The organism is Micromonospora sp. SYSU B005 (assembly GCF_055362685.1).
The window spans coordinates 460,418-486,720 of the sequence record NZ_JAXCFU010000002.1; the positions used below are offsets into that span (position 1 = coordinate 460,418).

21 protein-coding genes are annotated in these 26,303 nt (G+C 74.2%); 10 read left to right on the forward strand and 11 right to left on the reverse strand.

The genetic code is table 11. The features are described 5' to 3' along the window. Positions 1 to 24: 24 nt before the first annotated feature. Complete coding sequence (locus SM452_RS07360) at positions 25 to 474, forward strand: YbaB/EbfC family nucleoid-associated protein (RefSeq protein WP_135240320.1); 450 nt, start codon at positions 25 to 27, stop codon at positions 472 to 474. A gap of 135 nt (positions 475 to 609) precedes the next feature. Here the strand turns inward: SM452_RS07360 and SM452_RS07365 are convergent, their stop codons facing one another. From SM452_RS07365 to SM452_RS07380, 4 genes are all read right to left on the reverse strand, one after another. Beyond that, positions 610 to 2,673 (reverse strand): M4 family metallopeptidase, encoded by a 2,064-nt coding sequence (locus SM452_RS07365; protein WP_463839559.1) that lies wholly within the window; start codon positions 2,671 to 2,673, stop codon positions 610 to 612. Between the two features lie 412 nt (positions 2,674 to 3,085). Then, a complete protein-coding gene (locus SM452_RS07370) occupies positions 3,086 to 5,401 on the reverse strand; it encodes a transglycosylase domain-containing protein (RefSeq protein ID WP_463839560.1) in 2,316 nt (771 codons plus the stop codon). A 147-nt stretch (positions 5,402 to 5,548) separates the two neighbouring features. After that, the gene (locus SM452_RS07375; RefSeq protein WP_463839561.1) at positions 5,549 to 6,211 is read right to left on the reverse strand and encodes a hypothetical protein; all 663 of its coding nucleotides are present in this window, start codon (positions 6,209 to 6,211) and stop codon (positions 5,549 to 5,551) included. Positions 6,212 to 6,341: 130 nt separating this feature from the next. Then, positions 6,342 to 7,532, reverse strand: a complete 1,191-nt coding sequence (locus tag SM452_RS07380) for a hypothetical protein (protein WP_463839562.1) — start codon at positions 7,530 to 7,532, stop codon at positions 6,342 to 6,344. A 144-nt stretch (positions 7,533 to 7,676) separates the two neighbouring features. On the opposite strand from SM452_RS07380, the gene SM452_RS07385 reads away from it, so the two are divergent. The 5 genes from SM452_RS07385 (at position 7,677) to SM452_RS07405 (ending at position 13,866) form a co-directional block, all read left to right on the forward strand. Beyond that, entirely contained in the window at positions 7,677 to 8,618 is a 942-nt protein-coding gene (locus tag SM452_RS07385; protein ID WP_463839563.1) for a diacylglycerol/lipid kinase family protein, read from the forward strand. 29 nt (positions 8,619 to 8,647) lie between these two features. After that, entirely contained in the window at positions 8,648 to 9,418 is a 771-nt protein-coding gene (locus SM452_RS07390; RefSeq protein ID WP_463839564.1) for a nucleotidyltransferase domain-containing protein, read from the forward strand. Positions 9,419 to 9,464: 46 nt separating this feature from the next. Continuing rightward, positions 9,465 to 12,263: an FAD-binding and (Fe-S)-binding domain-containing protein gene (locus tag SM452_RS07395; RefSeq protein WP_463839565.1), complete on the forward strand. Its 2,799-nt coding sequence runs from the start codon at positions 9,465 to 9,467 to the stop codon at positions 12,261 to 12,263. A gap of 310 nt (positions 12,264 to 12,573) precedes the next feature. Further along, the gene (locus tag SM452_RS07400; RefSeq protein ID WP_355508785.1) at positions 12,574 to 13,440 is read left to right on the forward strand and encodes an SDR family NAD(P)-dependent oxidoreductase; all 867 of its coding nucleotides are present in this window, start codon (positions 12,574 to 12,576) and stop codon (positions 13,438 to 13,440) included. Positions 13,441 to 13,485: 45 nt separating this feature from the next. After that, positions 13,486 to 13,866 carry a VOC family protein gene (locus SM452_RS07405; RefSeq protein WP_121682901.1) on the forward strand — a complete coding sequence of 127 codons (381 nt, stop codon included), beginning with the start codon at positions 13,486 to 13,488 and terminating at the stop codon, positions 13,864 to 13,866. Positions 13,867 to 13,920: 54 nt separating this feature from the next. On the opposite strand, the gene SM452_RS07410 is transcribed toward SM452_RS07405, so the two are convergent. Next, positions 13,921 to 16,905: a glycosyl hydrolase gene (locus SM452_RS07410; protein WP_463839566.1), complete on the reverse strand. Its 2,985-nt coding sequence runs from the start codon at positions 16,903 to 16,905 to the stop codon at positions 13,921 to 13,923. 260 nt (positions 16,906 to 17,165) lie between these two features. Next, positions 17,166 to 17,528, reverse strand: a complete 363-nt coding sequence (locus SM452_RS07415; RefSeq protein ID WP_463839567.1) for a hypothetical protein — start codon at positions 17,526 to 17,528, stop codon at positions 17,166 to 17,168. Between the two features lie 96 nt (positions 17,529 to 17,624). On the opposite strand from SM452_RS07415, the gene SM452_RS07420 reads away from it, so the two are divergent. Together SM452_RS07420 and SM452_RS07425 are read left to right on the forward strand one after the other, a co-directional pair. After that, complete coding sequence (locus SM452_RS07420; RefSeq protein WP_091418190.1) at positions 17,625 to 18,245, forward strand: L-threonylcarbamoyladenylate synthase; 621 nt, start codon at positions 17,625 to 17,627, stop codon at positions 18,243 to 18,245. 76 nt (positions 18,246 to 18,321) lie between these two features. Then, on the forward strand, positions 18,322 to 19,896 hold the full coding sequence (locus SM452_RS07425; protein WP_262011611.1) for a Na+/H+ antiporter: 1,575 nt from the start codon (positions 18,322 to 18,324) through the stop codon (positions 19,894 to 19,896). A 42-nt stretch (positions 19,897 to 19,938) separates the two neighbouring features. Here the strand turns inward: SM452_RS07425 and SM452_RS07430 are convergent, their stop codons facing one another. Together SM452_RS07430 and SM452_RS07435 are read right to left on the reverse strand one after the other, a co-directional pair. Then, positions 19,939 to 20,874: an NHL repeat-containing protein gene (locus tag SM452_RS07430; RefSeq protein ID WP_402806490.1), complete on the reverse strand. Its 936-nt coding sequence runs from the start codon at positions 20,872 to 20,874 to the stop codon at positions 19,939 to 19,941. A 116-nt stretch (positions 20,875 to 20,990) separates the two neighbouring features. Beyond that, complete coding sequence (locus tag SM452_RS07435; protein ID WP_262011609.1) at positions 20,991 to 22,436, reverse strand: glycoside hydrolase family 10 protein; 1,446 nt, start codon at positions 22,434 to 22,436, stop codon at positions 20,991 to 20,993. 383 nt (positions 22,437 to 22,819) lie between these two features. On the opposite strand from SM452_RS07435, the gene SM452_RS07440 reads away from it, so the two are divergent. Further along, positions 22,820 to 23,665, forward strand: coding sequence for a S1 family peptidase (locus SM452_RS07440; protein WP_355508775.1), 846 nt, complete (start codon positions 22,820 to 22,822; stop codon positions 23,663 to 23,665). A gap of 51 nt (positions 23,666 to 23,716) precedes the next feature. Here the strand turns inward: SM452_RS07440 and SM452_RS07445 are convergent, their stop codons facing one another. Further along, positions 23,717 to 24,049, reverse strand: a complete 333-nt coding sequence (locus SM452_RS07445; protein WP_123110661.1) for a putative quinol monooxygenase — start codon at positions 24,047 to 24,049, stop codon at positions 23,717 to 23,719. A 40-nt stretch (positions 24,050 to 24,089) separates the two neighbouring features. Continuing rightward, on the reverse strand, positions 24,090 to 25,052 hold the full coding sequence (locus SM452_RS07450) for a hypothetical protein (RefSeq protein ID WP_262011607.1): 963 nt from the start codon (positions 25,050 to 25,052) through the stop codon (positions 24,090 to 24,092). A gap of 165 nt (positions 25,053 to 25,217) precedes the next feature. Between SM452_RS07450 and SM452_RS07455 the strand changes: the two genes are divergently transcribed. Beyond that, positions 25,218 to 25,523: a DUF1330 domain-containing protein gene (locus SM452_RS07455; protein WP_013286485.1), complete on the forward strand. Its 306-nt coding sequence runs from the start codon at positions 25,218 to 25,220 to the stop codon at positions 25,521 to 25,523. Between the two features lie 12 nt (positions 25,524 to 25,535). Here SM452_RS07455 and SM452_RS07460 read toward each other — a convergent pair whose 3' ends face one another. Further along, positions 25,536 to 26,279, reverse strand: a complete 744-nt coding sequence (locus tag SM452_RS07460; protein WP_262011606.1) for an N-acetyltransferase — start codon at positions 26,277 to 26,279, stop codon at positions 25,536 to 25,538. Between the last annotated feature and the right edge of the window lie 24 nt (positions 26,280 to 26,303).

The following is a 26,303-nucleotide window of genomic DNA, read 5'->3' on the forward strand; positions in this document are numbered from 1 at the left end:
CTAAGACGTGAAGAAAGCGCGGATATGACCAACGACCCGTTCTCGGCGGCCGCGAGCATCGACGAGCTGCTGACCCGCACGCAGCAGGCGCTCACCGCGATGCGCTCCCGGGCCTCGGCACACGCCGACGGCGAGCCGGGCGACCTGCTGCTCGCCGAGGGCACTGCAGCCGGCGGCCGGGTCCGCGCGGTCGCCGTCCAGGGTGGCCGGCTCGATTCCGTGACGATCGACCCGGAGCTGGCCGGCGAGCCCCTCGACGTCCTCTGCGGACACCTCGTGACCGCCGCCAACGCCGCGTTGTCCGAGCTGGACGACCGGGTCAGCGCGTCGGCCCGGGCCGACGCCGACGCGCTCGCCGCCCGGCTCGGCAGCATGGGCGACCAGGCCGAGCTGTTCGGCCGCGCGATGCACGAGGCGGCCGCGCGGATCCACCGCGACCGCGGCGCTGGGTCCCGGGCCGGGCGCGCGGTCTGACCCGACCGCACACGCCCCGGCACGACGAGGCGCCGCACCCGCACGCGGCGCCGACCACGCGCGACGCGGCACCGGCCTGACACGACGAGGCGGCCGGCCGCCGGGAGGACGACGACCGGCCGCGCTACGCCACGGTCAGCTCAGGGTGACCGCGGTGTCGTCGACGACGAAGGACGTCTGCAACGAGCTGTCCTCCACGCCGCTGAACGAGATGGTCGCCGTGGTGCCCGCCAGCGACGAGACGTCGAAGGACCGCTGCACGTAGCCGGTGGCCTTGTTCAGGTTTGAGTACGTGGCCAGCGTGGTGCTGCCCGCCTTGACGGTGAGCTTGTCGTACGCGGTGCTGGTGGTCGACTCCGCGCTGTCGATGTGCAGCCAGAAGCTCAACGTCGCCCGGCATCCGGCCGGGATCGTCACCGACTGGCTGAGCGTGTCGGTGTGCGACGAGCCGTACCCGTCCAGCCACGCCTTGTACGAGCCGCCGTGCGCGGCCTGGCCGCTGTCGGTGGTGATGACGCCGGACGAGGCGCTCCAGGTCACGTTGCCCGACTCGAAGCCCGGGTTGGCGAGCTTGTTGCCGGAGCAACCGCCCGACGGCGGGGTGGTCGTGGTGCTCGGGGTGGGCGTCGGGGTGCCGCCGGAGCAGGTCGGGTCACCGGACTGGGCCGGCACGCTCACCGCGTCCCAGGCCGCCTTGACCGTGTTGAACTCCGCGCAGCTGCCCGGGTAGAGGTTCTTCGCCGCCTGCAGCGTCCAGGTGCGGTACTTCAGGTACGACGAGGACGAGGTCTTCAGCAGCATGCCGTTGTACATGATCTTCATGGCCTTCTGGATGCCCAGGCCGGTCACGCTGCTGCCGTTGCAGGTCGAGCTGGACGGCTGCCCGTTGGTCGGGCTGCTGCCGTTGGCGAGCAGGTAGAACCAGTGGTTGCCCGGGCCGGCCGCGGCGTGCACCTCGGTCGACGGGATGCTGCTGGAGTAGCAGTTCGGGTCGCCGAGCGCCGACGGGTTGTACATGTTGCGGATCGGGCCGGAGCCGACCAGGTTGATCTTCTCGCCGACCAGGAAGTCCGGCGCGTCGTAGCTGGACGGCTCGTTGGCGAACCACTCGGTGGCCGCGCCGAACGTGTCAGCCACGAACTCCTGCGTGCCGCCGCCGGAGATGCCGCCCGGGGTGTTGTCGTCGATGCCGTGGCCGATCTCGTGCGCCACCACGTCCAGCGAGCCGATCCACTGGCCGGCGGTGTTCTTGCCGATCTGCACCTGGCTGCCGTCGTAGTAGGCGTTCTGGTCGTTGAGGCCCACCCGGATCGGCCAGTAGCCGCCGTTGCCGTTGGCGCCGTTGCGGCCCAGCCACTGGGCGAGCATCTTGTGCTCGGTCTGCGCGGAGAACAGCGCGTCCACGCAGCCGGTCTCCTTGTTCGTGGCGGTGCCGTTGCCCCACACGTCGTCGGAGCCGCTGAACGTGGTGTTGTTCGCCGCGTCCTGGCAGCTCAGGTTGGTGACGGTCGGGTCCTTCATGGTGTACGTGGAGCCCGACTGGGTGGTGTTGAGCGTGAGCGGGCTGGGCCCGTTCCAGGCGCCGGTGCCGGTGCCGCGGACGACGTGTTCCTGCTTGCGCAGGACCGCGCCGGTGCGGGCGTCGACGTCGACGGTGAGCCGGCTGGGCCCGTCCGCGCCGGTGCCGCGTACCGTGGTCTCCCAGGCCAGCGCCGGTGCGGCGCCGAGCGTGTAGACCACGAGCGTGGTGCCCTCGACCGCGTCGACGGTCTTGAGCTGGGCGCGCGCCGTCTTCGCGGCGGCGGCCGGGGTCAGCGCGGGCGTGGTGGCGAGGGCGCCGATGGGCCGCTGCTGGGCGACCGAGGCGTACTTCAGGTTGCCGGCCGAGTCCGTGGCGAGCACGAAGTCGCCGCCGACCACCGGGAGGCCCTTGTAGGTGCGCTCGTAGGGCACGTACTGGGTGCCCTCGGAGGAGATGACCGGCTTCTGGACGAACGCGTCGTCGGAGCCGGCCTGCAGGTAGGCGGGGCGGTTCGCGACCAGGGCGCGGGCGGAGTCGGCGGCGGTCGCGCGGGCCTGCGCCGGGTTCGGGGCGGCGGGTCCGGGTGGCGCGGCCTGCACGGCGGCGGCGGTTCCTGCGGCGAGCAGGCCGGTCGCGGCCGCGCCGGTGAGCGCGGCGAGGCGAGGTGAGAGTTTCACGGGGGTTTGCTCCTGTTCTACAGGCGCGCCGCACGGAGCCCGGTGGGGACGGGCGGCGCGGTGGTGCGAGGCAGGGTGACGGCCGGTCACCGGAGCTGCCGGCGTGGCTCCGGGTCGACAGATCGACCGTCGCGATTCGCCGGGGGTCGGCGGCTCGCTGGTGCACAATCACACGCCGCGCGAGCCCGGAGCAATAAGTGACCTGGGCAACGACTGACAGTCGGGCGTGTCGCCGCACGCGTCGATTCAGGCAACCATGATCTTCAATAGGCGCTGATCAGGGCGAACATCGCCGACGGTGGATGGACGCCGGTGCAAATTGCGGACGTTGCCGCTGTGTGCGAATGGCGCGCATAGACGCGAGGCCGCCGCCCCTGCGGCCGGGCGGCGGCCGAGCCGTCGCCCGGCCGCGTCAGCGCGGGCCGCGGGTCCGCGTCGGCGACACGGTGGGCAGCGGTGGCAGCGACGGCGTCAGCGTCGGCCGCGAGGTCGGCCGCCCGGTCGGCTCCGGGCTCGGGCTCGACGAGGACGGGCTGGGGCTCGGTGACTCCGACGGTGTCGGCGCGGCGGTGGTCGGCGGCGGTGGCGCGGACCGCGTCGGCTCCGGGGTATCGCCGGGGAACGCCGGCTGACCGAAGCGGTACTTCTCCGGGTCGAGCTTCATCGCCGCGGTGGCCCGGGTCATGAACTGCCGCCAGATCGGCGCGGCGCCGGTCGAGCCGTACACCTCGTAGCTGCCGCCCTTGGTCCGCAGCGGCTTGCCGTCGGTGGTGCCCAGCCAGACGGCCGAGGCGAGCGCGCCGGTCCAGCCCACCATCCAGGTGTGCACGTTCTGCGTGGTGCTCCGACCGGCCTGCCAGGTGCCGGTCTTGCCGGCGGAGTCCCAGCCGTTGCCCAGCTCGGCGGCCCGCACCCGGCGCAGCGTCCAGTCGAGCTGGTCGATCGCCTCCCGGTCCAGGCCCAGATCCGTCGTACGCAACTGCTCGGTCCACACGTCCTCGTCGTCCTTGCTCACCGACCGGACGAAGTGCGCGTCGGCACGCTTGCCGCCGGCGGCGAACGTCGCCATCCCGTTCGCGTGGTCCTGCACGGTGATGCCGTACTGCCCGATCCCGACCTCGGTGGAGAACCGCTTCGCCACCTCGTCGGCCGGGTCGCTGCGCAGGTCGACGCGCTGCGGCCGGGGATTGCCCCGCACCGTCTCCCACATCGACTCCACGCCGGCCTGCCGCGCCGTCTCGATCACCTTGGCGGTGCCCAGCTTCTCGGTCAGCTCGAAGTAGGTCACGTTCAGCGAGGCGACCGTCGCCTCCCAGAGCGCGCAGTCCGGCTGGCAGGGCGCGTGCTCGGCGTTGCGGATCGGCCCCGCCGCGCTGCCCTTGGTGCGCCCCGAGGCGGGGAACTCCTTGGTGTCCGGCGAGTCGAACCGCTGCTTCACCGAGATCCCGTCGCGGACGGCTGCGGCCAGGTCGTACACCTTGAACGACGACCCCGGCGGATGCTGGCCGAACCCGCGGGTCTCGCCGTTCTCGTCGTAGTACCAGCCGGCGTAGTCCGCGCCCGAGCCCTTGTCGCCGCCGTAGTAGCCGAGCACCCGGCCGGTGCCCGGCTCCACCGCCACCAGCGCCGCCTGCCAGTTGCGCGGCTGGCCGCGTACCGCCTGCGGCGCGGTGTCGCGGCGGATGTCCGCCGCCGCCTCGGCCGCGTCCTGCACCCGCTTGTCGATGGTGGTGACGATCCGGTAGCCGCCGTCGCGGATCACCTCGTCGGGCTTACCGCGGAACGGCTCGGTCTCGCGCAGCTCGGCGAGCACGTGGTTGACCACCAGGCCGGTCGGCCGGTCCAGGTCGGACCGGCCCGCGTCCTTGTCGATCGGCCGGACCGTGTCCGGGTACGCGAGATCCGCCGCCTGCTGCGGCGTCAGGTAGCCGAGCTTGACCATGCCGTCGCGGATGTAGTTCCACCTGTCGATCGAGTTCTGCCGGGCCAGCGCGTTGCGGCGCGGGTCGTAGCCGGGCGAGCCCTCCGGGTCGGCCGGGTCCGCCTCCGGCTGCTTCACCATCGCGCAGAGCACCATCGCCTCGGCCGACGTGAGCTGCCGCGCGGCCGGCGCGTCCCGGCGTACCGTCTTGCCGAAGTAGGTCTGTGCGGCCGCCTCGATGCCGTACGCGCCCCGCCCGAACGGCACGGTGTTCAGGTAGAAACCGAGGATCTCCTCCTTGGAGTACGCGTCGTCGAGCTTCCACGCGATCACCGCCTCGCGCAGCTTGCGGGAGTAGGTGACCCCGCGCAGGTCCGCGGCGATGCGCGCGTACTGCTGGGTGAGGGTGGACGCGCCCTGCCGCTGCCCGCCGCTGATGTTGGCCCAGGCCGCCCGCAGCACACCCTTGACGTCGATGCCCTGGTTCGTCCAGAACGTACGGTCCTCGGCCGCCACGATCGCCTGCTTCGCCGAGTCGTTCATCTCGTCGTACGGCACGATGGTGCGGTTCTGCGCGCCCAGCTTCGCCATCGGCGTGCGCCCGTCGGCGTAGTAGACGGTGGTGGACTCGGGCAGCTTCAGGTCGCTGGGCGTCGGCACGCTGTCGAAGTAGTAGCCGCCGGCGACCAGCCCGCAGCCGGCCAGCAGCGTGCAGACCGCGAGGACGACGAGCAGACGCCGCCGCTTGCGCCTCGGGCGCACCGGTGCCGCGCCGCCCGGTTCCGCTGTGGATCCGCTGTTCCGCACGCGTTACCTCCGACTGCTCGGCTGAGTCGTGCCCGGCTCGCAGGCTAACCGAGCAGCGCCGACGGCACCGGCCGAAGAACCCGGACGGTGTGGCGTGCTCCGAGCCGGGGCGCACGGGCGCCGCCCCGGCCCGGAGGGCTCACCCGGTCAGCGCGCCGCCCATCCGGCGGCGCGGCCGTCGCGATCCCGGCGGGCGGCCCGGCGGGTCCGCCACCTGTCGTTGCCGCCGGCGTGGAACGGCGCCGACCGCCACAACGACCGCACCGTCGTGCCGTCGGGGGCGGCGAACGTCTCCCGCTCGGCGTAGCCGTGCCGCCGCAGCAGCTCCTCCGCCTGCTCACCGGCGCACGGATGCGCGTACGTGGGCAGGCTCAACGTGTCCATCCGGCGCTGCGCCGCGGACAGCGCCTGCGTCGCGCCGCCCCGGGGCGCAGCCAGCAGCGCCAGATGGTTGTGCGGCTCGGCCGGACGGCGTGCCGCCAGCTCCACGCCGAGGCGGCGGAACCGGTCCTCGTCCGCCCCGGCGGCGCCGGCGAGCCGGTCGGCGTACCGGTGGGGGGCGGGGATCGGGCGGTAGCGGTGGAACCACACGGTGGCGGCGCTGCCGTCGGGCAGCAGGAACGCGTCGCCGAACAGCAACGCGTGTTCGGTCCAGATCCGCGCCACGGCGGCGAGGACCGGCAGGCGGCGGGACGTGTCGGGGACGAGCCAGGCGGCCAGCGCGGTGGGCGCGAGGGCCTCGGCGACGAGGTCGGCGATGCGGCCGATGTCGCACCACCGGGCGCGGACGACGGGCAGGGCTGTGCTCATGAACGAACTCCTGTTGTCCAGGCGTGATCGGGTCGGTTGCGGGCGCCGGACGACGGCGCCGCCGCGGCATGCGGCAGGCGGGCGGGACACGCCCGTGCTCCGGATCGGAGGTGGTGCCTGTGGAGTTCGCTCAGGCGGGTCTGGTGCCGGGGCGCGACGTACGCGACGGCGGCAGCGGATCGGCCGTCGGTCGCGCGTACCGGTGGGCCAGGGTCGGCAGCCGCCAGCGGTTCGCCTCCGCGTCGGCCGCCTCGCTGTGCACCGTGCCGCCGCCGTGGCTGAGGCCGTGCGGCGGCAGCGGCACGGCGGGCGTGGTCGTCACGTGCACCGCGGGGCCGGCAGCCGCCGGTGCCCGGCTCTGTGCCGGGTCGGCCCACCGCGTGCCGACGACGGTCAGGGTGCGCGCCGCCGGGGCGGCGAGCACCGGGCCGCCGAGGTCGGGCGGTGTGTCGTGCGCACGCTCGGCAGCGGGCGCCGGCGTCGCGGCCGGGTCGGCCGGCGGGCCCGGCTCGACCGGCCCGGGCTCGCCGGGTACCGGCGGTGATCCGGGGTCCGGCGCGGCCGGCGGGTCGAGCAGATCGGTCACCGGGCTGAGCGGGTCGAGCACCGGTGCCAGCGGGTCGAGCACCGGTTCCAGGCCCCGCCAGACCGGGCCGAGGATCGGGCGCAGCGGCTCCACGACCGGCGACAGCAGGTCCGCCACCGGGTCGAGCACGCCTGCCTTCACCGGGTCGGTGACCGGGCTCAGGCCCTCGGCGACCGGCGCGAGCACGCGGTCACGTACCGGGTCGGTGACCGGGCGCAGGACGTCGGTGACGGGCGTGAGCACGTGGTCGTGTACCGGCGTCACCACCGCCTCGACCACCCGGCCGGTCACCGGCGTCGCGGGGGCCGGCTGCGCCTTCGGCCGGCCGGTGCCGGACGCGGGCGTGCCGGACGCGGGTGTGTCCGGCTTCGGCGCGGTCGCGTCGGGTGCGGGCACCTGCGCGGCGGAGTCGGAGGCAGGCGCGGATGCGGTTGGGCCGGATGCGTCGGGGCCGGGAGCAGGCGCGGGTGCGGCGGGCGTCGCCGGTTCCGCCGTGGCGTCGCCGGAACCGGCGGCGGGCGCCTCGCCGGGTCCGGACGCGGGCAGGCCGAGCACCGTCCCGAGCGTGTGGGTGAGCACCCCGACGGTGGTGGTGAGCGGGCCGGACGGACGTTCGGCGGCGTGGGCGGCCGAGCCGGAGGCGGCCTCGTGGGCGCCCCAGACCACTGCCACGCCGCCGAGCAGCAGACCGAGGCGCAGCGTGCAGCGCGCCACCCAGCCGGCCTGTCCCGACATTCCACACCTTTCGGACCCGTGCCCCCGGGGGGCATCGACGTGCTGCACTGTACCGAACGTGGCGGCCCGGGCACAGTACGCCGTCGATCCGTGTCGGGCGTGCCGCAGGCGTGGGATCCGCGGCGTCCGGGTACCAGCCGGGCCATGGACACGCGCACGGCCGAACGCCCGGACACCACCCCCGCACCCGCCGCGCCCCCGGCCGGTGTGGTCGCTGTCGTCGCCCACCGGAAGAAGACGTTCGGGGGAGGGCTCGACGAGCTGCGCTCCCGGCTCGTCGCCGCCGGGGTCGGGCGACTGCTCTGGTACGAGGTGCCGAAGAGCCGGAAGGCGCCCAAGCGGGTCCGCGCGGCGCTGGACTCCGGTGCCGAGCTGGTGCTGGTGTGGGGCGGCGACGGCATGGTGCAGCGGTGCGCCGACGCGCTCGCGGGCAGCGGCGTGCCGATGGGCATCCTGCCCGCCGGCACGGCCAACCTGTTCGCGGTGAACCTGGGCATCCCGGTCGACCTGCCCGAGGCGGTACGCATCGCGCTGCACGGCCGCCGGCGCGAGCTGGACCTGGGCCGGATCAACGGCGAGCACTTCGCGGTGATGGCCGGCGCCGGGTTCGACGGCGACCTGATCCGGGACGCCGACCGGCAGCTCAAGGGCCGGTTCGGCCGGATCGCGTACGTCTGGACCGGGCTGCGGCACGTGCGCGGCGAGTGCGTACGGACCCGGATCCGGGTCGACGGCGCCGACTGGTTCGACGACGAGGCGAGTTGCGTGCTGTTCGGCAACGTCGGCACCATCACCGGCGGCATCCCGGCCTTCGACGACGCCCGCCCCGACGACGGGGCGCTGGAGGTCGGCGTGTCCACCGCCAGCGGCGCGGTGGACTGGGCGCGCACGCTGGGCCGGATGGCCGCCGGGCGCTCCGAGGAGTCGCCCTTCGTGCGGATCACCCGGGGTCGCAAGATCAAGGTGCGGTTCGACGCGCCGAAGACGTACGAGCTGGACGGCGGCGCCCGGGGCAAGGTGAAACGCCTCAAGGTGAAGGTGGTGCCGGGCGCGCTGACCGTGTGCTGCCCGGACCCGGCGGACTGACCGCGCCCGGGCCGGGGCAGGATGCCGGAATGCGCGACGACATCCGCGACTACCTGGCCGAAGTGGTCCGCCGTTCCCGGGACGTGCTCGGTGACGATCTCGTCGGCGCGTACGCGGCCGGCTCGGTCGGGCTGGGCGCGTACCAGCCGGGGCGCAGCGACGTGGACGTGGCGCTGGTGGCCGCCGGGCCGATGCCGGAGCCGGACAAGCGCCTGCTCGTGGACCGGCTGCGGCACGAGTCGCTGCCCTGCCCGGCACGTGGCCTGGAACTGGTCGTCTACCGCCGCGACGTGGCCGCCTCCGGCACCCCGGAGCCGGGCTTCGAGGTCGAGCTGAACACCGGCGCCACAATGCCGTTCCGCGCCACCTACGACCCGGCCGACCGGCCGCCCGCCGACGGGCGGTTCTGGTACGCGCTGGACCGCAGCATCCTGCGCCAGTCCGGCCTGGCCTTGCTCGGGCCGCCCGCCGCCGACGTGTTCGCCGACCCGTCCCCGGAGGCGCTGCGGGCGCTGCTCGCGGACGCGCTGCGCTGGTGGCTGGCGCTGCCCACGCCACCCGGTGACGAGCCGGCCCCCGGCGCGGAGGACGCGGTGCTCGGGGCCTGCCGCGCGCTGGTGCGCTGGCGTGACGGCGTGTGGCTGGGCAAGGTCGACGCCGGGCTGCGGGTCGCCGCCGACGACCCGGGCGCCGCGCTGATCCGCGCCTCGATCGAGGCCCGCCGCGGCGGCACGCCGCCGTCCGGCCCGGCCGCCCGCGCGTTCCAGCGGCGGGTGCTGGACCGGATCACCGCGGACTGAGCCCCGCCGTGCGTGACTACTGTGGGCCGGGGGAGGTGCGGTGATCATGACTGAGCTGAGCGCGTCCGCGCGGGCCGGGCTGGAGTCGGTGGTGCCCGGCGGCGTGGCGACCCGGGCCGCGGACCGGCTGCGGATGGCCCACGACGCCTCGCACTACCTGCTGCATCCCGGCGCGGTGGTCACACCGTCCGACGCCGGTCAGGTCGCCGCGCTGCTGGCGTACGGCCGCCGCACCGGCACCGCGCTGACGTTCCGCTCCGGCGGCACCAGCCTCAGCGGCCAGGCGGTCACCGACCGGCTGCTGGTCGACGTGCGGCGGCACTTCCGCGACCTGACGGTGCTCGACGACGGGCGGCGGGTACGGGTGCAGCCGGGGGTGGTGCTGCGGCAGGTGAACGCGCGGCTCGCGCCGTACGGCCGCAAGCTCGGCCCCGACCCGGCCAGCGAGTCCGCGTGCACGGTCGGCGGTGTGGTCGCCAACAACTCCAGCGGTATGACGTGCGGAACCGAGTTCAACACGTACCGGACACTGGAGTCGCTGGTCCTCGCGCTGCCCAGCGGCACCGTGCTGGACACCGGCGCCCGGGACGCCGACGCCCGCCTGCGCGCCGCCGAACCGGAGCTGCACGCCGGGCTGCTGCGGCTGCGCGACCGGGTACGCGGCAACCCCGAGTCGGTGCGCCGCATCCGCGCCCAGTACGCCATGAAGAACACCATGGGCTACGGCGTGAACGCGTTCCTCGACCACGACGACCCGGCCGACCTGCTCACCCGGCTCGTGGTGGGCAGCGAGGGCACGCTCGCGTTCGTCGCCTCGGCGACGTTCCGCACCGTACCCGTGCACCGGCACGCCGCGACCGGCCTGCTGGTCTTCGACTCCCTGGGCGCGGCGATGGCCGCCATGCCGGCGCTGGTGGCCGCCGGGCCGGCGGCGATCGAGCTGCTCGACGCCGCCGCCCTTCGGGTCGCCCAGCGCGACCCGAAGGCGGACGCCACGCTGCGCGGCCTGGCCGTGCGCGGGCACGCCGCGCTGCTCGCCGAGTGGCAGGAGTCCGACCCGGCGGCGCTCGCCGACCGGGTCGCCGACGCCGGACCGGTGCTGGCCGGCCTGCCGCTGGGCGCCCCGGCGCGGCTCAGCGGCGAGCCCGCCGCCCGCGCCGCGCTGTGGCACATCCGCAAGGGCCTGTACGCGGCGGTGGCCGGCGCCCGCCCGTCCGGCACCACGGCGCTGCTGGAGGACATCGCCGTCCCGGTCGAGGCGCTCGCCGGCACGTGCGCGTCGCTGGCCGAGCTGTTCGACCGGCACCGGTACGCCGACAGCGTCATCTTCGGCCACGCCAAGGACGGCAACCTGCACTTCATGCTCAACGAGCGGTTCGACGGCGGTGAGGCCCCGGCGCGCTACGCCGACTTCACCGAGGAGTTGGTCGACCTGGTGCTCGGCCACGGCGGGACGCTCAAGGCCGAGCACGGCACCGGCCGGGTGATGGCCCCGTACGTGCGCCGCCAGTTCGGCGACGAGCTGTACGAGGTGATGCGCGAGCTGAAGACGCTCTGCGACCCCGACGGCGTGCTCAACCCGGGTGTGCTGCTCTGCGACGACCCGGAGATCCACATGCGGCACCTCAAGACCGTGCCGACGGTGGAGGAGGAGGAGGTGGACCGCTGCGTCGAGTGCGGCTACTGCGAGCCGGTCTGCCCCAGCCGCGACCTCACCACCACGCCCCGGCAGCGCATCGTGCTGCGCCGGGAGATCGCCGCCGCCCAGGCCGCCGGCGACACCGCGCTGGTCCGGGAGCTGACCGACGACTACGACTACGACGCCGTGCAGACCTGCGCGGTCGACGGCATGTGCGCCACCGCCTGCCCGGTGCTGATCAACACCGGTGACCTGGTCAAGCGGCTGCGCGCGCAGGAGCACGGCCGGACGGCCGGGACCGCCTGGCGCGGCGCGGCCCGCCGCTGGGGCGCCACCACCCGGGGCATGGCCCGTGGGCTCGACCTGGCCGGAGCGCTGCCGCCCGCGCTGCCCGAGGCCGCCACCCGGGCCGCCCGCGCGGTGCTCGGCGCCGACCGGGTACCGCGGTGGCAGCGGGACCTGCCGCGCGGCGGCACCCCACGCCGCCCGCACCCGGCCGACGACCCGGACGCGGTGTTCGTGCCGTCCTGCCTGGGCACGCTGTTCGCCCCGGCGCAGGGCGGGACCGGCGTCGCCGCCGCGCTGCTCACGCTCGCCGAGCGGGCCGGCGTACGCCTGCTCGTGCCGGACGGCGTCGGTGACCTGTGCTGCGGCACGCCCTGGTCCTCCAAGGGCCTCGTCGACGGCTACCGGGCGGTGCGCGACCGCGTGCCCCCGGTGCTGCGCGCCGCGAGCCGCGACGGCGCGCTGCCCGTGGTCAGCGACGCCGCGTCCTGCACCGAGGGCTTCGAGCGGCTGGTCGACGGCGCCGGGGACCTGCGGGTCGTCGACGCGGTCGCGTACACCGCCGGCACGCTGCTGCCCCGGCTCACGGTGCGCCGCCGGATCGGCTCGCTCGCGCTGCACCCGACCTGCTCGTCGGTCCGGCTCGGCCTGGACGACGCGCTGCTCACAGTGGCCCGCGCGGTCGCCGACGAGGTGGTGGTCCCGGAGGGCTGGCAGTGCTGCGGCTTCGCCGGTGACCGGGGACTGCTGCACCCGGAGCTGACCGCGTCGGCCACCCGGGCCGAGGCCGCCGCCGTCGCGACGCGCCCCTTCGACGGGTACGCCTCGGTGAACCGGACCTGCGAGATCGGGCTGGCGCGGGCCACCGGGCAGCCGTACCGGCACCTGCTGGAGCTGCTGGCCGAGGCCACCACGCCGTAGCGACGCCGGAGGGGCGCCGATTGCCTGCTTGATCGACACCAGTTCGGGGTGGTGGTGGGGTCCGGGCGGGTCGGATGGCACCACTTCCCCGTACCGGTGTCGATCTTGGCTTGGTCGGGTGTGCCTGGGGTTCGTGATCGACACCAGGGGGTTCCCCTCCGGGGGCGCTGCTTCGGTGAGGCGGTGCGCCGGTTGAGGGCGGTGCCGGTGATGAGTGGGCTGGGCGGGCGTACCGGGGTCTCGATTGCGGGCGGGGCGAGGGCGGCAGGGCTTACGGTGCGAGAGGGGAGTCCACGGGAGGGGTGACGCGGTGGCGGCCGGGATGTTGTCGGGGCGGGTCGCTGTGGTCACCGGCGCGGCGCGGGGGATCGGCCGTGCCGCGGCGGTGGCGCTGGCCGAGGCCGGCGCGGACGTGGCCGGGATGGACGTCGCCGGGCCGGTCAGCCCGATCCTGGATCTCCCGCCCGCCACGCCGGAGGACCTGGCCGAGACCGGGCGCCGGGTGACGGCGGCGGGCGCCCGCTGGTCGGCGCACGTGGCCGACCAGCGTGACATCGGCGCGGTACGCGCGGTCGCCGAGGCGGTGCAACGGGAGCACGGCGGCGTGGACGTGCTGTTCGCCAACGCCGGCATCCAGGCGTTCGCGCCGCTGCTGGAGATGACCGACCAGCACTGGCACGACCAGATCGACGTGAACCTCACCGGCGCCGCCAACGTGCTGCGGGTCTTCGCGCCGCTGCTGGTACGCCGCGGCGGCGGCCGGATCGTCGTGACGTCGTCCACCCAGGGGCAGCACGGCACCACGAACGGGTCCGCGTACTCGGCGTCCAAGTGGGGACTGATCGGGCTGGTCAAGTCCGCCGCGCTGGAACTCGGGCCGCACGGCGTGACGGTGAACGCGGTGATCCCGGGCCTGGTCGACACCGCGCTGACCCGGCACCGGGACCGCTACGTGCAGGCGCTCGTCGAGGCGGGGAAGCCGGCCTCCGGTGACCTCGCCGAGGTGGAGGACGCCGCGATTGCGGCGCTGCGGTCGAAGACGCCGCTGGGCGTGCCGTGGGTGGAACCGGAGGACGTCGCGCCGCTCGTGGTGTTCCTCGCCTCGGACGCGGCCCGGATGGTCAGCGGCACGTCGTTCGCCGCGACGGCCGGCGACAGCGCGCACGTGACCGCCTGACCGCGCGGGGCTGCCGGTGAGGGCGGTCGTGGTTAGGCTCGTACGATGCATCGATCGAGGTTGTACGCCCTGATCATCGACGCGCCGCGGGACGAGGCGGGGGAGGCGGCCGCGTTCTGGTCCGCCGCGCTCGGCTCGGAGCTGCGCACCGAACCGGCCGAACCGGAGTTCACCGGCCTGGCCGACGTGGTGCCCGGGCTGGTCACCGCCGTGCAGTCGGTCGGCGACGCGCCCCGCTACCACCTCGACATCGAGACCGACGACGTGGCCGCCGAGGTCGAGCGGCTGTGCGGACTCGGCGCCGCACCGGTCTCCCGCTGGCTCGACTGCCACGTGCTGCGCGCGCCGGGCGGGCACCTGCTCTGCGTCATCCCGGTGGCGAGCGACAGCGCGCTGTTCGAGTCCACCGCCACCCGCTGGCCGTGACCCGGTCGCGAACCGGCGCCCCGGCCACTGGGGCCGGGGCGCCGGAACCGCGGGTCAGGAACCGTACGGCAGGGTGACAGTCGAGCCGTTGCCGACGCCGAGGATCGTGGGCGCGCCGCCGATGGCGTTCCACACCTCGACGCGTACCGTGCCGCCGGCCAGGTTGCCCAGCGTGCCGGTGGACGAGAGCAGACCCTGGGTCTGCCGGTAGCGCTCCGCACCCGGGACCGGATCGGTGGCGAAGTACCGGTACGTCTCCACCCGCTCGACGCTGCCGTTGCCGGTCAGGTCGTAGGAGACGCGGATCTGGACGCCGTTGCCGACCGCGGTGCCCGCGTCGACGGCCAGGTCGAAGGCGGTCGCCCCGCCGGTGTACGTGCCGGTCAGCCCGGTGGCGGTGAACACCTGCGGGTTGGTCGGCGTGCCGTCGTGGTTGCCGTTCGCCGCCGCCACGTTCACCGTGCCGGCGGTGCCGGCGGTGCCGTCCAGCCCGCCGCCCGAGCGCAGGTACCGGACCGGCTTCAGCGGGCTGCCCGTACCCGTCGGGCTGGGGCTCGCGGAGGTCGGCGTCGGGCTCGCGGTGGTCGGGGTGGGGCTGGGCGTCGAGGTCGTCGGGGTGCCGGTCGGCACGGTCCCGCCGCCGGTGGCGTTGCCGCCGCTCCACGTGTACGCCCCGGACGTGGCGGTCTTCCCGGCCGGCACGGCGAGCGTGACGCCGGTGGAGAACGTGACGGTGAGCGGCCGGGCGGTGATGTTCGACGCCACGTAGGTGCGGACGCCGTTCTTGACGAACACCTTCGCCAGCGGGTGGTTCGCGGTGACGGAGGTGTCAACCGTGCCGAGCGCGGCCAGGTTGCGGATCCAGTGGAACGTGTGCGCCTTGCTCTCACCCTCCTCGCTGGTGAACCCGCTGTTGGCGCGGAAGTTGCGCAGCGCCTGCTCACCGTCGCCGAGGGCCAGGAACTCCCAGATGATGTCCTGCCACACCGTGGGCGGGCCGCCCTTGTTGGTGACCAGCTCGGCGTAGTTGGCCTTGACGTACTCCGGGAAGTCGCCCAGGTAGAGGTGACCGCCGGTGATCGGCAGCATGTTGATGCCCTGGATCATCTCCGGCGCCGCGGAGAACCAGGTCGAGTACGACCCGCCGTCGCCCCACACCATGCCGACCGTCTTGTGCCCGAACGCGGCCGGGAAGTTCTGGTCGTACACGTCGAACCAGTACTCGGAGATGGCCGCGGACTGGGTGGTCCACAGGTAGACCCCGGCGTCGCGGACGGCGGTGTCGCCGGTGGCCTGGCCCCACTGGATCAGCGCGTTGGCGAAGTTCATCCCCTCCGAGGAGGACTCCTGGTTGTTGCCGGCGAAGAACGGCGCCAGGCCGGAGGCCCAGTCGTGGCCGGCGTAGATGTCGAAGTCCCGCAGGTAGGGGAAGCGGCTGTCGGCGCGGTCGTAGTTGTTGGCGTCGCGGATGAGCAGGTCGACCATGCCGCCGTAGCGGCTGTCGTCGGCCCAGCCCGGGTCGAACTTGGCCAGCGTGGCGGCGGCGGCGATGAAGTAGCCGTAGTGGAAGTGGTGGTCGTTGAGGTCCTCGTCGGAGCCGTACGACGCGGGGTAGCCGATCAGCGTGCCCCAGTTGCGGTCGTAGTAGAACAGCTGGCCGCTCTCGCCGGAGCCGGCGGTGAGCCAGTTGGTCAGCCGGTTCCGCATCGCGGTCAGCGCCGCGTCGCGGACCGACGTCTGCCCGAGCTGGTCGGCGATCTCGGCGATGCGGGCGGCCCGGCCGAGTCCCTTGCCGGCCCAGTAGGTGTCCGGGCCGCTGACGCCCTCCGGGTTGCCCTGCTCGGCGTTCAGGTAGCCGGTGACGGTGGACAGGTCCGCGCCGCTGGAGTCGCCGACGGCGGGCACCTCGGGCAGGACGCCGGTGAAGCGCATCGTGGTGGTGAACGACGGCACGCCGGTGAGCACCCGCATGGCGCCGCGCGCCGAGACGTACGTCTGCCCGATCGGGGGGGCGCCGGTGAGGCTGCGCCACTGGTGCGGGTAGAGCGCCACCACCGTCTTCGTCTCGCTGCCCTCGCGGGGCGTGGTGGTGAACGCGTACGTGGTGCGCACCGTGCCGGCGGACTGGTCGTACGAGTAGCTCATCCGGGTGCCGGTGACGTGGGCGTGGGCGTACCGGGCGTAGGTGTCGGCCAGGGCGCCCCGGTCGCCGCCGCCGGGCAGCACCGCGACCGAGAAGTACCCCTTGCCGGCCAGCGTCGAGCTGATGCCGGTGCCGCTGACGGTCCAGGTGGCGCCGGTCGGGGCGTACGCGACGTAGTCGTGGCCGCGGACGGTGAAGCCGATGGTGGCGCCGGAGTTGCGCCAGACGGTGGGCGTCCCGGCGGTGGTGAGCTGGGCGGTGCCGCCGCTGACCGTGTAGTAGCTGAACGGCAGGCCGTGGCCGATGGTGGCGCGCATGGTGCGGCTGCCGTCGCTCCAGTCGGCGGTGACCGTCCAGTCGGTCCACCCGGCGGCCTTGACCACCGGCGCGGACAGTCCGGGCATCCCGACGCGGACGTCCTCGGTGTACGGGTAGTGGAACTCGCCGACGCCGGTCGCGGTGCCGCTGATCGCCGGCGTGGTGGTGTACGACAGGCCGAGCCCGTTGTTCTCGGCCTTGAAGGCCAGCGGGTGCGCGTGCAGGATCTCGCTGCCGGTGCAGTTGTTGCGCTTCCAGATCAGCGACGACCACCAGTCGTTCGTGGGGATCGCGCCGGCCGGCGCGTCGGCGGTGACGAACGTCCTCGGGTCGGTGCTGATCGCGCCGCAGCCCTTCGGCAGCAGGGTGCCGGGCGGCCGGGTCTCGGTGTAACTGCCCGCGCCGACGGCGCCGGCGGTGGCGGTGCCGCCACCGCCGACCACGACGCCGAGCAGGCCGGCGGCGAGCACCGACGCGGCGACGAGGGCGGTCGACCGCAGGCCGCGCCGGCGGGCGGGGGACGGGACGGGCGGGGCCGGGGGTACGGGGTCGGGGGAGAAGTCCCGCAGGAGGGTCATGGAGGTCCCCTTCACGAGGAGAAGGCGGGGTACGGAGTGGTGGTCCGGCAGTCGTGAGAGCGCTCTCTTGAGAAGGGACAGTAAGGTTCGGGTTACGGATCCGTCAATGTCTTGTTACCAAAGAGAGGGCTCTCCCAGACGCGCGGAACTTCCACCGATCACCTCGCGAAGCGCGCTGACCAGCGTCGGCGGCGCGCACGAGCGCCGCCCCCGGCCGAGGCGGCCGGAGGCGGCGCGAGGACGCGTGCGCCTACGCTGAGTCAGGCGGCGGTGGCGGCGAGGCTCCGCGCGTCGGTGCGTACCGCGGCCGTGCCCGGCTCACCGACGGCACCGGCCCGGCCGGCGCCCGGCTGCCCCGCGCCCGGCCGCGAGGCGGACTGCGGCGAGCCGGCGGACTGCCGGGGCGCGGCGGACTGCCGCGGCGTCCGGGCGGCGCTCAGCCCCGCCTGCGCGTTGTTCCAGGCCGCGCACGGCCACGCGGCCCCGGCGCAGCTCGGGCTGGCGCAGACGCGCTCGTCGTCCGGCTGGTGCGCGTCGGCCACCGCGGCGGCCAGGTCCCACAGCAGCGGATCGGTCACCTCCGCGGGGCGGTCGGCGACGCGGTCTGTGCTGGCTTCGGACATGATTCGGTCCCCCTGTCGTGAACGGCCCCCACCTGTTTCCGGAAACCGCCCGGGCCAAACCTGCGCCCGCCCGGGCGCGGACATAGGCTGACCGGCGTGGCGAGGTACTACGACCTGCATCCGGACAACCCCCAGCCCCGCGTGATCCGGCAGGTGGTGGACCTGCTGCGCGCCGACGGGGTGATCGCCTACCCGACCGACTCCTGCTACGCGCTCGGCTGCCGGATCGGCAACCGCGACGGCGTGGAGCGGATCCGGGAGATCCGGCGGCTCGACGACCGGCACCCGTTCACGCTGATGTGCGCCGACTTCGCCCAGCTCGGCCAGTTCGTCAAGCTCAGCAACGCGGTCTTCCGGCAGGTGAAGTCCGTCATCCCGGGCAGCTACACGTTCCTGCTCCCGGCCACCGCCGAGGTGCCGCGCCGGTTGCAGGACCCGCGGCGGCGGGTGGTCGGCGCGCGCGTGCCCCGGCACACGGTGACCCAGGCGCTGCTCGCCGAACTCGGCGAGCCGCTGCTGACCAGCACGCTTCTGCTGCCCGGCGAGGACGAGCCGATGACCCAGGGCTGGGAGATCAAGGAGCGGCTCGACCACCTCGTCGACGCGGTGGTCGACGCCGGGGACTGCGGGCTGGAGCCGACCACAGTGGTCGACCTGTCCGGCCCGGAGCCGGAGATCCTGCGTCGCGGCGCCGGAGATCCGTCCCGCTTCGAGTAGCGATCACCGATTCCGTCCCGCCCGGCCGCCGCCGTAGGGCACCGTGATTCCCGGCGGACGGTGACGGGGGTACGGCGTGGAAGCACTCGTGCTGATCACGGTGCTGGGCGCCACCGTGCTCGTCGGCACCACGATCGGCGGTCGCTACAGCGTCGCGCCGCCGGTCCTGCTGATCGCCATGGGCGCGCTGATCGGCCTGCTGCCGCCGTTCGACAACCTGATCCTCGAACCCGAGGTCGTGCTGGTGCTGTTCCTCCCGGCGATCCTCTACCGGGAGAGCCTGGTCATCAGCCTCCGCGAGATCCGGGCCAACCTCACGGTGATCGTCGGGCTCGCCGTCGTGCTGGTGATCGTCACGATGGCCGCCGTCGCGTTCACCGCGCAGGCCCTCGGCGTGCAGCCGGCCGCCGCGTGGGTGCTCGGCGCGGTCCTGGCGCCGACCGACGCGGCAGCCGTGGCCGGCCTGGCCAAGCGGATGCCGCGCGGCATCCTCACCACGCTGCGCGCGGAGAGCCTGGTCAACGACGGTACGGCACTCGTGCTGTTCGCCGTGGCCGCCGGCGTGGTCGCGGGCGGGACGGTGCCCGGAGCGCTGACGCTCACCGGCGAGTTCGTCGGCAAGTCGGCCGGTGGGGTGGCCGCCGGCCTGCTCGTCGGCGCAGTCGTGGTGCTGATCCGCAAACACGTCGACGATCCGATGCGCGAGGGCGGGCTGAGCATCCTCACCCCGTTCGTCGCGTTCCTGCTCGCCGACGCGGTGCACGCCAGCGGCGTGCTCGCGGTGGTGGTGGCCGGGCTGCTGCTGTCGTACGCCGCGCCCCGGGTGATCCGGGCCCGTTCCCGGGTCACCGCGTTCGCGTTCTGGGACCTCTCCACGTTCATGGTCAACGGTGGCCTGTTCGTGCTGCTCGGCACGCAGGTGCCGCGTTCGCTGCGCAGCATCACCAGCCACTCGCCGGCCGCGTCGCTCGGCATCGCGGCGCTCGTCGCCCTGGTCGTGGTGGTGATCCGGCTGGTCTGGGTGCACCTGTCGGTGTCGGCGCTGCAACGGGTGGACCGGCGGGAGTCGAGCCGCGCGCGGCACTTCGACGGCCGGATGCGTACCGCGGTGGGCTGGGCCGGGTTCCGCGGCGCCGTCTCGCTCGCCGCCGCGCTCGCCGTGCCGGTCACCATGCACGACGGCAGCACCGTGCGCGAACGCGACCTGATCATCTTCGTGACCGTGGTGGTGATCGTGCTGATCATGCTGGTGCAGGGCACCACCCTGCCCGCTGTCGTGAGCTGGGCCGGCCTGAACGGCGATCGGGAACGCGACGACGAGGTGCGCTGGGCCCGGATCCGGGCCACCGAGGCCGCCCTGGAGGCGCTGCCCCGGGCCGCCGACGACGTGGGCGCCACGCAGGACACGGTGGACCGGCTGCGCGCCGACTACGAGGAGCACCTGGCCGACGCCCGCGACCCGGGCGGTGAGGACGCGGAGGCGGAGCGGGAGATGGCCCGGCGGCTGCGTCTGCGGGTGCTCGACCACAAGCGGCAGGAGATCACCCGGCTGCGCAACACCAGGCAGATCGACGACGCGGTGCTGCGGCAGCTCCAGGCGGCCATCGACATCGAGGAGATCCGGCTGCTCGGGCCGGAGATGGAGGAGTGAACCGGGCCGGCCGCCACCCGGACGGGTGGCGGCCGGCGTGGCTCAGCGCGCGTCGACAGCGACGACTGTGTACGGGGTGGTCGGCGTCGGCGGGGTGGTGAACCGGCCGTTCGGCAGGTAGAGCCGGCCGAGCGCGGCGGCCACCGTGGTCGGCACGTCGAAGCCCGGGTCGGTGATGACGCCGCGCGCGACGCCGGCCGAGCCGGAGCGGTTCAGGTCGACCACGGCGACCTGGTTGAGGAAATTCTGCACCACGTACAGCGTGCGGCCGAGCAGCAGCAGGCCGTCGCCGTTGACGAACGTGGTGCCCGGCACGTCGACGGCGGTGGTGACGCCGGTGGCCGGGTCCACCCGGAACAGCGTGCCGGTGTTCGACTGCACGACGATCAGCGCCCGCCCGTCCGGGGTGGGCACGATGCCGTTGAGGTTGACGCCGGTGCCGCTCTGCTGGAAGTCGCCGGTCAGCGGGAGCGTGGTGAAGCCGCCGGCGGGCGGCAGCGTGCCGCCGCGTCCCAGCGGCAGGCGGTAGAGCACCGGCCGGTTCGAGTCGGTGAACCAGGCGGCGTCGCGGGTGAGCGTCACGTCGTTGACGAACGTCGGCGCCTCGGCGAACTGGTAGCTCGCGAGTACGGCGCCGGTGCGGGTGTCGATCACCCGGGCGTCACCGGCGGTGCCGCCGGCGACGAAGAGCCGGCCGCGCGGGTCGACCTTCAGGCCGAGCGACGGGGTGCCGGTGGCGGGGCTGACCTGCCGGCCCGCGCCGGTGATCAGGTCGGCGCGGTAGATCTCGCCGGTGGCCCGCGAGCCGAACCAGGCGTACCGGCCGGCGGCGGCGACGCCCTCCGGCTGGAAGCCGTCCGGCAGCGCGATGACCGTGGGACGGCGGTCGTGGGCAGCGGCGGCGGGGGCCGGCGCGGCGGTGGTGACGAGGGTGGCGGCCAGGGCGACGCCGAGGGTGGTCCTGATGCGTCGGTTCACTGTGGTCCTTCCGGGCGAAACGGTGGAACAGGACCTACCCCACTGTACGGTCGGCGCGCGGCGGCCGCCGGGGACGCGACCCGGCACGGTGGCACCGTGCCGGGTCGCGCCGACGGTCAGCCGGCCGCGCAGGCCGGCGTGCCGGAGGGCGCCGTGCCGGTGCCCTGGAACCCGAACTCGGTGGTGCCACCGGCACCGACCTGGCGGTTGTAGTCCACGTTGCGGAAGGTCACCGCACCGGTGGTGCCGCTGGCCTGGGCGCTCCAGGTGTTCGTGACGGCCGAGCCCGAGGGCACGGTGAGCGACACGGTCCACCCGTTGAGCCCGCTGGAACCCGCGGTGATCCGCACGTTGGTGACGAAGCCGCCCGGCCACTGGTTGGTGGTGATCGTGGCGGTGCAGGCGCCGGTCGGCGGGGGAGTCGTCGGCGGCTCGCTGGTCGGCGGCGTGCTGGTCGGCGGCGTCGAGGTGGGCGGGGTGCTGGTCGGCGGCGCGGTCGTGGGCGGCGGGGTGCCGCCCTCGTTCAGCGCGTTCAGCACTGCGGTGTACGCCTGCTTCTTGTTGCCGCTGCCGTCGAACAGCAGGGGGGTGCCGCTGGCCCGCCACGAGTCGGTGTCGCGGATGCCCCAGACCGTGATGCCGTTGCAGCGCGGCACGGCCAGGCAGTCCCGGGTCACGTTGCCGTACGAGGTGGCCTGGCTGCTGCCCGAGCCCTCGATGTCCAGCTCGGTGATCTGCACGTCGACGCCGAGCGCGGCGAAGTTCTGCAGCGTGGTGCGGTAGTTGCTCGGGTACGGCGACCCGCTGTTGAAGTGCGATTGGAGGCCGACGCAGTCGATCGGCACGCCCCGGGACTTGAAGTCCCGCACCATGTTGTAGACGCCCTGGGTCTTGGCCCAGCTCCAGTTGTCGATGTTGTAGTCGTTGTAGCAGAGCTTGGCGCCCGGGTCGGCGGCGCGGGCGGCACGGAACGCGGCCTCGATCCAGTCGTTGCCGGTCTGCTGGAGGTTCGAGTTGCGCCGGGCGCCGCTGTTGCCGTCGTCGAACGCCTCGTTCACCACGTCCCAGGAGTGGATCTTGCCCCGGTAGTGGGTGGCGACCTGGGTGACGTGATTGATCATCGCGTCGCGCAGCGCGCTGCCGGACAGGCTTCCCGTCCACCCGGGCTGCTGCTGGTGCCAGAGCAGCGCGTGGCCGCGTACCCGCATGCCGTTGGCCTGAGCGTGCGCGACGAGCCGGTCGCCGGCGCTGAAGTTGAACTGGTTCCGGGACGGCTCGGTGGCGTCCCACTTCATCTCGTTCTCGGCGGTGACCATGTTGAACTCGCGGTTGAGGATGCCGACGTACGTGCTGTCGGACAACTTGTTCACCGCCACCGCCGTGCCGAAGTACCGGCCCTGCTCCGCCGCCGACGCGCCGAGCGTCGTGCCGGCGCTGGCGCTGGTCGCCACCGCTATCGTGGCGGCGACCACCGCGGCCCCCGCCACCATCGCGACCACTGCGGTCCGCGGGCGTGACCGGGCTGCCGCGCTCCCGCTGCCGCGGGCGAGCACCTTGTCCATCTGAACGCCTCTCTAGCCTGTCAATGGGATCGGCTCGCCTCGGCCACCGCCCGCCACGATGTCGGCTCCGCGCGGCCGCCCGGTGGCCGCGTCCGGTGGGGGAGGGACTCCCCGGCACATCGTGAGTGGATCGAAGCGAATCTCTGCCCGGAGCCTACCGGAAGCGTTCCGAAAACTTAATCACTTCGATGTGTCGACATCGGGGCCCGCGGAACCAGGTGAACGGGCGGAATCCGCGGGCGGGCGCGGCCTACGGGCGTGCGCGTGCCGCCCGCCGCGGCTCCGGAAGTTTCGGGAACCGCCGGTTCTGCCGGTTGAGTGGATCGCGCCACCGGGCCGATGCTTGGCGAATCGACCGTAGACGATGGTGGAGGTTCTGGAGTATGCGCCGACCCGCGCTCGTCGTACTCGTCCTCGCCGCCCTGCTCGCCGGCACCCCGGCGGTCGCCCGGGCCGTCGCCGCCGCACCGCCGCCCGAACCCGCCGCCCTGGCCGGGCTCCGCACGCCCGGCACCGCCTGGGGGCACGACCCGGCCACCGGCCGGCTGACCGTCACCGCCGACGACACGGTACGCGGCAGCGAGCTGGCGGCGGTACGCCGGACCGCCGACCGGGCCGGCGCGGTGCTGCGCCACGAACCCGGGCGGCTGCGCACGCTCATCGGCGGCGGTCAGGCGATCTACGGCGGCGGGGGGCGCTGCTCCCTGGGCGCGAACGTGCGCCGCGGCACCACCTGGTACTTCGTGACCGCCGGGCACTGCACCCGCCTGGCCGCCACCTGGTACGCCGACAGCGCCGGCACCACGGTGCTGGGCAGCCGGACCGGCAGCAGCTTCCCCGGCGACGACTACGGCGTGGTGCGCTACACCGGCACCGTCGCCCACCCGAGCGCGGTGTACACCTACCCGGGGCAGATCACCGTCACCGCCGCCGGCAGCGCGTACGTCGGGCAGGCGGTCTGCCGCAGCGGCGCCACCACGGGCGTGCGGTGCGGCACCGTGACCGGGCTGAACGCCACAGTCAACTACGCCGAGGGCAGCGTCACCGGGCTCATCCGCACGAACATCTGCGCCGAGCCGGGCGACAGCGGCGGACCGCTCTACGTGGCCGCGACCGGCACCGTCATCGGCGTCCTCTCCGGCGGCAGCGGCAACTGCACGAGCGGCGGCACCAGCTACTACCAGCCGATCCTGGAGATCCTCGCCGCGTACGGCCTGACCGTCCCCTGACCGGCCGCGCGGGCGGCACGACGGGCCGCCCGCTCCGGACCGGTCACCCGGTCAGGCGTCGCCCGGCACCGCCATCTCGCCCAGGCGCGACCAGTCCTGCTGCGGCACCGTCGTGTTGACGATCCGGGGCGTCTCGGCCAGGTGCGGCGGCAGCGTGCGCTGGGCGGTCCGGAAGTGCTCCGACTGCACGTGCGCCGCGCCCGCCTCGTCGTCCCGGAACGCCTCGACCAGCACGTACTCGGTCGGGTCGTCCAGGCTGCGGGACCAGTCGAACCACAGGCAGCCGGGCTCGGCCCGGGTCGCGGCGGTGAAGTCGGCGGCGATCTGCGGCCAGCGGTCGGCGTCTTCCGGGCGGACCCGGAACTTGGCGGTAATGAAGATCATGGGATCAGGCTACCCAGGCCGGACAGGCCGCCGTGCGGCATCAGCTCTTGGCCGCCGGCCCGAGCAGCTCGGCCGCCCGCCGGTCGGCGAACGCGGTGACCGCCTGCTGCCCGGCGCCGAACACGATCGCCAGGCCCAGCAGCGCGGCGGTGCTGCTCACACTGGTCTCCACCAGGCCGCCGATGACCAGCATGATGCCGACCACCGCGACCAGCGGGCCGACGGCGAGCTTCAGCAGCCCCTGCTGGAACGGCAGCTTGTAGGGCAGCCCGCCGGACCGGGAGGTGATCATCGACGGCAGCGCGCTGAGGAACGCCCCGAGGGCCCCGGCGATCAGCACGAAGAACAGCAGCCGCCAGGCCGGTACGCCACCGGCGTCGGTCGGCGCCTCCAGCAGCCGGACGTCGTGGCTGAGCCACTGCACCAGCACCACGAGGACCTCCGCCAGCAGCGCGAACACCGACAGCCCCAGCATCCGGTTGCGCAGCCGGCGGGCCGACTCGTGGAACTCGTCGGACGCGGAGTGGTAGCGCAGCAGCAACGCCTGCACCCGGGCGCGCAGCAGCGCCTCGGACGGGGCGCCGGCCGACGGGTCGAGGTCGGTGAGCACCTTGTCGTCGGCCGGCAGCACCTGCGCCGCCGCGCTGCGGTACGCGGGCAGCAGCCCGGTCAGCTCGTCCGCGGAGCGCAGCGCCACCATGGCCCGCTCCACCGAGTGGATCGTCTGCCACGCGTACTCCAGGTTGCCGCCGCGCAACCACTCGACCACGCCGCTGCGTCCGAGCACCACCTCCACCCGGGACAGCTGCGCGCGCAGCGCCTCGGCCCGCTCGGGGTCGCGCGGGGACAGCACCGCGAGCTGCTGGTACAGGTCGTCGAGCTTGGTCCGTACGCGGACCTGCCACACCGCGCCGGGAACCGGCGTGGTGGGCCGGGACGGCCCGCCCTCCGGCGCGTTCCGGGGCTCGGGTATGGCCTCCGGCTGGGTCTCCTGCTCGATCATCGTGCCCCACCTCTTTCCCCCACGCCGCGCGGACCTGCTACCCAGTATTCGCAGGTCAGGGCCATAATGGCTAGAGCACACCGGACAGTCGGCCCGGCTCGCGGCGGCGCGGGATCCGGCCCGACGGACGAGGCCGCAGCCGTCGGACGTCGGTAGCCTGAGCCGGTGACCGTCTACGCCCTCGCACAGCTCACCATCCACGACCGGGCGCGCTACGACAGGTATGCCGCCGCCTTCCCGCCGGTGCTGGCCCGCTACGGCGGGAAGCTGCTCGCCGCCGACACCGCCCCCCGCGTGGTCGAGGGGGAGTGGCCGCACCAGAAGGCGGTGCTGTTGTCGTTCGACAGCCGCGAGGACTTCGAGCGCTGGTCCACCTCACCGGAGTACCGGGAGATCTCCCGCGACCGGGAGGCGGCCACCGAGGGCGTGGTGCTGCTGCTCGACGGGATCGGGCACGCCTGGCCGGCCTGACCGGCGGCCCGCTCAGAGGCGGTGCCGCACCCACACGTTGGGTTCGACGTAGGCGGCGTGGTCGTGGCCGGCGTCGACGAGCACCGGCGTCAGCGCGCCGGGCACGCGTACCGGACCGGAGGTGTCGAACGGCAGCCCGGTCCAGCGCCGCCAGTCGGCGAGCGTGCCGGTCACCGTCATCGATCGGGGCGCGACCCGCTCGATCACCCCGCCCGCGCGGACGTGCACCCGCAGCCACGGGTCGGCCGGCAGTCCGTCGGGGCGGCGCCGGGCCGCGTACTCGGCCATCGGCACGTCCGGGACGGCGGCCTTGCCGCTCGGGCGCACCGGCGCCACCAGCGTGTCGAAGCCCGCGCGGGCCACCGCCGCGCGCATGGCCGCGAGCATCAGCCCGGACACCCCGCCGCCGCGCCGGTCCGGGCGCACGCAGATCTCCAGCGCGGACACCAGGTTGGGGGCAGACCCGGTGAGCCGGCCGAGCGTGGCCCGCTGGATCACCCGGTCCCAGCCGCCGTCGGGCAGCTCGTCCTCGGTCCAGCGCAGCGGCACCGCGTACCCGCGGGCGACGGCCCGGCCCGGCTCGGCCGGGTCGACGGCGGCGAAGACGAACTCGGGGTACAGCTCGTGCGCGACGCCGTAGTAGAGCGCGCCCATCGGATCCCAGAGCATGAACGGCGGCCAGGCGCCGTCGAAGTCGGTGTCCAGCAGCGGTGCCAGGTCGGGCCGCTGCGCAAGTGTCACGATCTCCAGGGTCACGCCGGGCAGGCTAGGACCGCGCGG